The organism is Limnofasciculus baicalensis BBK-W-15, from assembly GCF_024178385.1.
Taxonomy (GTDB): Bacteria; Cyanobacteriota; Cyanobacteriia; order Cyanobacteriales; family Coleofasciculaceae; genus Limnofasciculus; species Limnofasciculus baicalensis.
Genome location: NZ_JAMZMM010000293.1, coordinates 1 through 7,815 on the forward strand (window position 1 = coordinate 1; position 7,815 = coordinate 7,815).

Here is a 7,815-nt window from a genome sequence, read left to right on the forward strand (position 1 = left end):
CTACTCCCCACTCCCCATTCCCCACTCTCTCCAATCCAGAACCGTAGTATATTAGGAATCGGTAACTGAGAAGAGCCTGCACCAAGACCAACTTGTTGAATTATCATCGGTGGTGGAGCGCCAAAGCTAGTCGCCAGAGTAACAGCAATCGCCGCCCCTGTCGGTGTCACCAATTCTCGTTCAATGCCATTACTATAAACAGGTACTTGATGCAATTGCCACAATTTCATCACCGCCGGGACAGGTACTGGTAACCTACCATGAGCAGCCCAAACTGTACCACCGCCTGTAGGCATGGGGGAACAGTAGATTTTGTCAATAGCTAGCCAATCTAAACCCAAACAAGTTCCCACAATATCCACGATCGCATCAGTTGCCCCCACTTCATGAAAATGAACCAACTCTTGGGGAATACCGTGGACTAATCCTTCCGCTTTTGCCAAATTACGGAAAATCGCCAGACTTCTCTCGACTACCCGTGGCGGTAATCCCGCTTCTATAATTAATCGCTCAATTTCTGGCAGATATCGAGTTGCTGTATCCACTGAATTGTGGTGGTGGCGAGATGTCTCAGTGTCATTGCCAGATGACAGCGCTAAAGCATCCTCGTGAGGATGAGGGTGAGGATGGGAATGACTCTCATGGTGATGATGGTGAGGTTCATTAAGTAAATCTACATGGACTTTGGTTGCCAATTGATCGTTGCGGTGGACAGTTTCAGCCCATAGCTGATACTCATCGTGAATACCAAGCCCCTTAAGTTTTTCGATTAAGTAGTCCAAAGGCACACCTGCTGCGACTAGTGCCCCTAAACACATATCCCCAGCAATTCCCGTTTGACAATCCAGGTAGGCTAGTTTGGTCATAAATACATTTTCGATTATTAATGCTGCTTAACCTATTCTGACACTCGCCGGATAGAGAGGAATCGCCAAATATTTGCCTAGGAGACTCTAGTTCACGTATTGTTACCGCTCCGTGATATGATGACCTGTGGCTGAATGTCCTGGATCTGCGTTTGTAGACCCAGACAATGCCCCTAATGACCGACTACGCAGGGCAACTGCGGAATTAACGCCTGTGGACAAGACGGTGGAAACACCCTTGGCAGAAGCAGGAAGCAAGCGTCAAAACAAGCGAGTTAATTAAGACAAGCCTGTTTTGAGCAGGTTTTGTCTTGCACCAACATCCCGGAGTTCTTGTGAACGTTTCAGGCGAATCTCTTGAACCGACATCGACGGTAACATCGACAACAGAGGAAATCGATTTATCGATTCCCCTACCCCCACCATCAATTTCTGCAATGGAGGAGTACTACCAACTGGAGCAAACCTTACTGTTGGGCACTCTGGGAATCGCTGCGATTATTTTTATCTGTGTGTGGTTTTTTTACTCCCTCAAGATTGCAGGAAGTTATGGGATCGGAGCGGTCGTCGGTGTGGTTTACTTAAGAATGTTGGTAAAAGACGTAGAACGCCTGGGACGAGAAAGAATGGGTCTGAGTAAGAACCGATTGGCTCTCTTGGTGCTACTATTTGTCGTCGCCAGTAAATGGCAATCCTTACAGATTGTGCCCATAGTGTTAGGATTCCTAACCTATAAAGCAACGATCTTAGTCTACATGCTGCCACGTATTATTTGGCCTGCTTCCAAGTAAGTTAAATTGTTAGATTAACTAACAATTATACCCGAAAGGGTATGCCCTTAAAAAAAGGTGCGTCATGTTTCCTCCACCACTAAAAAGATAGTGGTTTCCAAGCCCCCGTGAGTAAAAGATGATAGATGGTTTGAGCGTTCTCAATTATTTACCCCTAGCATCATTAGAAGTTGGGCAGCATCTGTACTGGCACATTGGCGGTTTAGAAATACACGGGCAGGTTTTGCTCACCTCCTGGTTTGTGATTGCCCTTCTCGCCATAGCTTCCATTGCTGCTACTCGAAACGTCCAGCAAGTTCCCAGAGGCATCCAGAATGTAATGGAATATGCCATGGAATTTCTGCGGGATTTGGCAAAAAGCCAGCTAGGTGAAAAAGATTACCGTCCCTGGATACCTTTTATCGGTACGTTGTTCTTGTTTATCTTCGTGTCCAATTGGTCCGGGGCATTATTGCCGTGGAAGCTGATTCACCTACCATCAGGTGAACTAGCTGCACCAACCAATGACATTAATACTACAGTGGCATTGGCACTGCTAACATCTTTGGCGTACTTTTACGCAGGTTTTAAAAAGAGAGGGCTGGGTTACTTTCGCAAATATGTTGAACCTACCCCCATCTTATTGCCAATCGCGATATTAGAAGACTTCACCAAGCCCCTTTCCCTAAGCTTCCGTCTATTTGGTAACATCCTGGCGGATGAGTTAGTGGTGGCAGTGCTAGTCCTTCTCGTACCTCTGTTCGTACCTCTGCCAGTCATGGCCCTAGGTTTGTTTACCAGTGCAATTCAAGCCCTGGTATTTGCCACATTAGCAGCAGCCTACATTCATGAGGCGACAGCAGGGCATGGTGGTGACGAACACCACGAATAATCGAATTTTAGATTTTGGATTAAATGGTTCTATTCAATCTAAAATCTAAAATAGCAACAATTAAATTTTTCAGTTGTTCATATCGTACTCAAGAAAGGTAAGAAGAATCATCATGGAATTAGTTACAGCGGCTTCAGTTCTCGGTGCTGGTCTAGCTATTGGTTTGGGAGCAATTGGACCTGGTATCGGTCAAGGTACAGCATCTGGTCAAGCCGTAGCTGGTATTGCCCGTCAGCCAGAAGCAGAAGGAAAAATTCGCGCCACATTGCTGTTAACCCTGGCATTCATGGAATCACTGACCATTTACGGTTTGGTGGTAGCACTAGTTCTCTTGTTTGCCAACCCATTTGTATAGAACTTAGAAGTAAGTGTAAAGGATGAAGGATGAAGGATGAAGGATGAAGGATGAAATATAAAGGATGAAGAATGAACGCAGGGTTGCGTGACTGAAATGAAGAGGGGAAAAGTTTAGAAGTCAAGCATGGCTTTCTGAATGTAATATTCAGCCTTTAAATTTTAGTATTTAAACTTCGGTCTTTAAATTTCAGCCTTTAAACTTCAGCCTTTAAACTTCAGCCTTGGTAAGTTGTCATTACGTTCCTAAAAATTGAAGTCGGTGAAAAATGTTTGATTTCGATGCGACTTTGCCAGTGATGGCAGTACAGTTCCTCCTGTTGGCAGCGATATTAAATGTAATTTTGTATAAGCCAATCGGTAAGGTGCTAGACGAGCGCGATAATTACCTCCGCAATAGCGAACAAGAGGCGCGGGAACGCACCTCAAAAGCGGAACAATTAGCCAAGCAATATGAAGAGCAGCTAGCAGAAGCCCGCAGGCAGTCGCAATCTATTATAGTAGCTGCTCAGACCGATGCTAAGAAAATTACGGCGGCGGCTGTTGCTGAAGCCCAACAAGAAGTTAGGGTTCAACGAGAACAAGTAAGCCAAGAAATAGAGCAGCAAAAGCAAGAAGCGATGCGATCTCTAGAACAACAAGTTGATGCTCTCAGTCGCCAGATCCTAGAAAAACTCCTAGGTCCAGAGTTAGTAAGATAAAGGAAAATTGTGGCAATTGATAATTTTCCAAATGGCCTTGTCAAGAATAGAGATTGAGCGGCAACGCATGTAATTGATTATGATCCACAATGTCTTTTTATTAGCCACAGAGGCAGCCACAGAGGCACATGGAGAAGGCGGTTTCGGTCTAAACTTAGACATTTGGGAAACCAACCTGATCAACCTATCAATCTTGGTAGGCGTGCTAATATACTTTGGCACAAAATTATTCGGCAAAACCTTGGGGGATAGAACCGCCAGGATTGCTGAAGCAGTTCAAGAAGCAGAAGAACGGCAAAAGAAAGCCGCTGAAGCCCTAGCAGATGGACAGCAAAAATTGGCTAAAGCCCAAGCAGAAGCGGAACGAATTCGTAAAGCAGCCGAAGCAAGTGCCAAAACAGCAAAAGAATCAATGATAGCTCAGGGCGAAAAAGATGTCCAGCGCTTAAAAGAAACCGCAGTGCAGGATATTAACACCGAACGAGAAAGAGCGATCGCAGAACTAAGACAACGTGTCGCGGCAATGGCAATGTCACGAGTAGAAGAGCAACTACGCTCTCAACTAGATGAAGCCGCTCAACAACAACTTATCGATCGCAGTATTTCTCAGTTGGGAGGTAAATCGTGAAAGGCAGTTTACTAAGTGCCGGAATCGTAGAGCCTTATGCCCAAGCATTAATGGATCTCTCTCAAGCCAATAACCTCACCCAACAATTCGGTGAGGAAGTGGCATCATTGCTAAATCTCCTATCCCAATCTCCTGAATTGCAACAGTTTCTTGCCAGCCCAGTGGTAAAAGCTGAAGACAAAGAAGGGATATTACAACGGATTGCCGGAGAACAAGTTCACCCCTACATCATGAATTTCTTAAAAATTCTGGTAAATCGGGGGCGCATCCAATTTTTGGAACCAATTTGCCAACAGTATCGGACACTTCTGAACAAACTAAATCAAGTTGTTGTTGCCGAAGTGACTTCTGCTGTTCCCCTAAACGAAAGCCAGGAGCAAGCAATTCGCGAGCAAGTAATCGGAATCTCAGGGGCGCAAAACGTAGAAATTGAAACCAGAATCGAACCAGATTTAATTGGCGGCGTTATTATTAAAGTCGGCTCTCAAATCATTGATTCAAGTTTGCGAGGACAACTACGCCGCATTAGTATCCGATTGAATAGTGCCGCTTAGAAAATGGGGGAAGAGAGTTTTTAGTTTTGAGTTCTCAGTTATGAGTTAAAAAGAGTTATGAGTTAAAAATATTAATTCAAAACTAAAAACTCAAAATTCAAAACTCAAAAATTTATCCCTCCAAACAACAAACAACAAACAACAAACAACTATGATCAGCATTAGACCAGACGAAATTAGCAGCATTATTCGCCAGCAAATCGAACAGTACGACCAAAAAGTCCAAGTATCCAACGTTGGTACTGTATTGCAAGTAGGTGACGGAATTGCCCGGATTTATGGCTTAGATAAGTGCATGTCCGGCGAACTATTAGAATTTCAAGACGGGACCGTCGGAATTGCTCTAAACCTTGAAGAAGACAACGTGGGTGCGGTGTTAATGGGTGAAGGGCGCGAGATTCAAGAAGGTAGCTCAGTAACAGCTACTGGAAAAATCGCTCAGGTCCCTGTGGGAGAAGCGATGACTGGTCGCGTAGTAGACGGATTAGGTCGCCCCATTGATGGTAAAGGAGACCTCCAAACCACCGAATTCCGCCTAGTTGAGTCCGGCGCACCCGGTATTGTGGCTCGTCGTTCCGTACACGAACCCATGCAAACTGGTATTACCGCTATTGACGCGATGATTCCCGTCGGGCGCGGACAGCGGGAATTAATTATTGGTGACAGACAAACCGGAAAAACCTCGATCGCAATTGACACCATCATCAACCAAAAAGGCGAAGACGTGATTTGCGTTTACGTCGCCATCGGTCAAAAAGCATCGACAGTCGCTCAGGTAGCAGGTGTGCTTCAGGAAGCAGGAGCATTAGAATATACCACTATCGTCGCAGCCAACGCCTCTGACCCCGCTACATTACAGTACCTGGCTCCTTACACAGGCGCTGCGATCGCAGAATACTTCATGTACAAGGGCAAAGCTACACTGATCATTTACGATGATCTTTCCAAGCAAGCCCAAGCATATCGCCAAATGTCGTTGCTCCTGCGCCGCCCACCCGGACGGGAAGCCTATCCTGGAGACGTTTTCTATCTCCACTCCCGTCTATTAGAAAGAGCCGCTAAACTCAGTGACGACCTCGGTGGCGGTAGCATGACAGCCCTGCCAATCATTGAAACCCAAGCAGGTGACGTGTCCGCGTATATTCCCACCAACGTAATTTCGATTACCGACGGTCAAATATTCCTCTCCTCCAACTTATTTAACTCCGGTTTGCGCCCAGCAATTAACCCCGGTATCTCCGTGTCACGGGTGGGTTCAGCCGCCCAAACCAAGGCGATGAAAAAAGTTGCAGGTAAATTAAAGCTGGAATTAGCACAGTTTGATGACTTGCAAGCCTTCGCTCAGTTTGCCTCCGATTTAGATCAAGCTACCCAAAATCAACTCGCACGGGGTCAACGCCTGCGGGAACTCCTGAAGCAACCACAGTACTCTCCCTTAGCCGTTTACGAGCAAGTGGCGCTAGTGTACGCAGGATTAAATGGTTATCTGGATGACATCGCAGTTAACAAAATCACCACTTTTACCAAGGGGCTGCGCGATTACTTGAAAACCAGCAAGGTGAAGTACGGTGAAATCGTCAAGAGCGAGAAACAGCTTACAGACGAAGCCGAAACTCTCCTCAAGGAAGCAATTACCGAATACAAGCAGACATTCTTGGCATCAGCGTAAGTAGTTGTTTGTTGTTGGTTGTTTGTTGTTGGTTGTTTGTAGTTGGCTGTTTGTAGTTGGTTGTTTGTTGTTAGTAACAATAAATAACCAAGAAATAACAAACGACAAATAACCAACAACTAATAACAAACAACAACAAACAAACAACAAACAACAAAAAATAAAATTATGGCTAATCTCAAAACAATTCGCGATCGCATTCTGTCGGTCAAAAATACTCAGAAAATTACCGAAGCGATGCGTCTGGTAGCAGCAGCTAAAGTCCGTCGCGCTCAAGAACAAGTGATTGCTACTCGTCCCTTCGCGGATAGATTGGCACAGGTTCTCTACGGCTTACAAAACCGTTTGCAGTTTGAAGAGGCGAACTTGCCCCTACTCAAGCAACGCCAAGTCAAACGTGTGGGATTGTTGGTCATTTCCGGCGATCGCGGTTTGTGTGGCGGTTACAATAATAACGTCATCCGCCGCGCCGAAAATCGTGCTAAGGAACTTCAGAAGGAAGGGGTAGAGTACAAGTACATCTTGGTGGGACGTAAGGCGATTCAATACTTTGAGCGTCGCAATCAGCCCATCGATGCGAAATATACGGGTTTAGAGCAAATTCCTACAGCAACGGAAGCCTCGATGATTGCTGACGAAGTGCTATCTTTATTCCTATCAGAATCAGTAGACAGAATTGAGTTGGTTTACACCAAATTTGTCTCCTTGATTAGTTCTCGTCCAGTGATTCAAACCCTGCTACCTTTGACACCTCAAGGATTAGAACCTCACGATGATGAAGTATTTAGACTAACAACTCGTGGTGGCAATTTTGAGGTGACAAGAGAGAAAGTCTCAATGACAAATCGTCCTTTCCCTCGCGAGATGATCTTCGAGCAAGATCCCGTGCAAATTCTCGATGCTCTTTTGCCTCTTTATCTGAATAATCAGTTACTCAGAGCATTACAAGAGTCAGCAGCAAGCGAATTAGCGGCTCGGATGACGGCGATGAACAGCGCTAGTGATAATGCTAGCGAACTGATTGGTACTTTAACCTTGACTTATAATAAGGCGCGGCAAGCGGCAATTACTCAGGAAATTCTGGAAGTTGTTGGTGGTGCAAACGCACTCAATGGTTAAGTTTTGTCTTTTTAGTTGAAATTAGTAGAATGCGTCTGAGGCGACTCAGGCGCTTTTTGTTGACAATAAAAAATACCCCAATGTTGGTGACAGTCGGGGTAAGCTGAAAACTTACACAGTGCGCTCAATACCTAAATTATAATTGATATGGTAAATAAAGACCCAACTCATATCGCCTCCTCTACCAAAACTCAAAACAGAATTCATATCATGTTAAACTACAACCTACTCTATTGCTTACCTTCATCAGAAGAATTACCCG

The 7,815-nt window shown here is 45.1% G+C and carries 10 protein-coding genes; 9 read left to right on the forward strand and 1 reads right to left on the reverse strand.

Annotated elements, in window-relative coordinates; translation table 11 throughout:
* A partial coding sequence (larC, locus tag NJ959_RS22230; RefSeq protein WP_254013928.1) for a nickel pincer cofactor biosynthesis protein LarC occupies positions 1-866 on the reverse strand: 866 nt, incomplete at its 3' end.
* 127 nt (positions 867-993) lie between these two features.
* On the opposite strand from larC, the gene NJ959_RS22235 reads away from it, so the two are divergent.
* The 9 genes from NJ959_RS22235 to NJ959_RS22275 all read left to right on the forward strand — a co-directional run bounded on the left by NJ959_RS22235 (position 994) and on the right by NJ959_RS22275 (position 7,553).
* Positions 994-1,149, forward strand: a complete 156-nt coding sequence (locus NJ959_RS22235; protein ID WP_254013929.1) for a hypothetical protein — start codon at positions 994-996, stop codon at positions 1,147-1,149.
* Between the two features lie 52 nt (positions 1,150-1,201).
* The gene (locus NJ959_RS22240; RefSeq protein ID WP_254013930.1) at positions 1,202-1,657 is read left to right on the forward strand and encodes an ATP synthase subunit I; all 456 of its coding nucleotides are present in this window, start codon (positions 1,202-1,204) and stop codon (positions 1,655-1,657) included.
* A gap of 118 nt (positions 1,658-1,775) precedes the next feature.
* Positions 1,776-2,528 carry a F0F1 ATP synthase subunit A gene (atpB, locus tag NJ959_RS22245; RefSeq protein ID WP_254013931.1) on the forward strand — a complete coding sequence of 251 codons (753 nt, stop codon included), beginning with the start codon at positions 1,776-1,778 and terminating at the stop codon, positions 2,526-2,528.
* A gap of 112 nt (positions 2,529-2,640) precedes the next feature.
* A complete protein-coding gene (atpE, locus tag NJ959_RS22250; protein WP_256529591.1) occupies positions 2,641-2,883 on the forward strand; it encodes an ATP synthase F0 subunit C in 243 nt (80 codons plus the stop codon).
* A gap of 268 nt (positions 2,884-3,151) precedes the next feature.
* Positions 3,152-3,583, forward strand: a complete 432-nt coding sequence (locus tag NJ959_RS22255; RefSeq protein WP_254013932.1) for a F0F1 ATP synthase subunit B' — start codon at positions 3,152-3,154, stop codon at positions 3,581-3,583.
* A 79-nt stretch (positions 3,584-3,662) separates the two neighbouring features.
* Positions 3,663-4,211: a F0F1 ATP synthase subunit B gene (locus NJ959_RS22260; protein WP_254013933.1), complete on the forward strand. Its 549-nt coding sequence runs from the start codon at positions 3,663-3,665 to the stop codon at positions 4,209-4,211.
* Entirely contained in the window at positions 4,208-4,765 is a 558-nt protein-coding gene (gene atpH / locus NJ959_RS22265; protein WP_254013934.1) for an ATP synthase F1 subunit delta, read from the forward strand. Before NJ959_RS22260 ends, atpH begins: the two co-directional genes overlap by 4 nt.
* Before the next feature lie 151 nt (positions 4,766-4,916).
* Positions 4,917-6,434, forward strand: coding sequence for a F0F1 ATP synthase subunit alpha (gene atpA / locus NJ959_RS22270; RefSeq protein ID WP_254013935.1), 1,518 nt, complete (start codon positions 4,917-4,919; stop codon positions 6,432-6,434).
* Positions 6,435-6,602: 168 nt separating this feature from the next.
* Positions 6,603-7,553, forward strand: a complete 951-nt coding sequence (locus NJ959_RS22275; RefSeq protein WP_254013936.1) for a F0F1 ATP synthase subunit gamma — start codon at positions 6,603-6,605, stop codon at positions 7,551-7,553.
* Positions 7,554-7,815: the final 262 nt, after the last annotated feature.

Bases quoted from the DNA above. Each gene is read 5' to 3' on its own strand.
- atpB (WP_254013931.1), top strand. From the start codon at position 1,776: ATGATAGATGGTTTGAGCGTTCTCAATTATTTACCCCTAGCATCATTA.
- atpE (WP_256529591.1), top strand. From the start codon at position 2,641: ATGGAATTAGTTACAGCGGCTTCAGTTCTCGGTGCTGGTCTAGCTATT.
- NJ959_RS22255 (WP_254013932.1), top strand. From the start codon at position 3,152: ATGTTTGATTTCGATGCGACTTTGCCAGTGATGGCAGTACAGTTCCTC.
- NJ959_RS22260 (WP_254013933.1), top strand. From the start codon at position 3,663: ATGATCCACAATGTCTTTTTATTAGCCACAGAGGCAGCCACAGAGGCA.
- atpA (WP_254013935.1), top strand. From the start codon at position 4,917: ATGATCAGCATTAGACCAGACGAAATTAGCAGCATTATTCGCCAGCAA.
- NJ959_RS22275 (WP_254013936.1), top strand. From the start codon at position 6,603: ATGGCTAATCTCAAAACAATTCGCGATCGCATTCTGTCGGTCAAAAAT.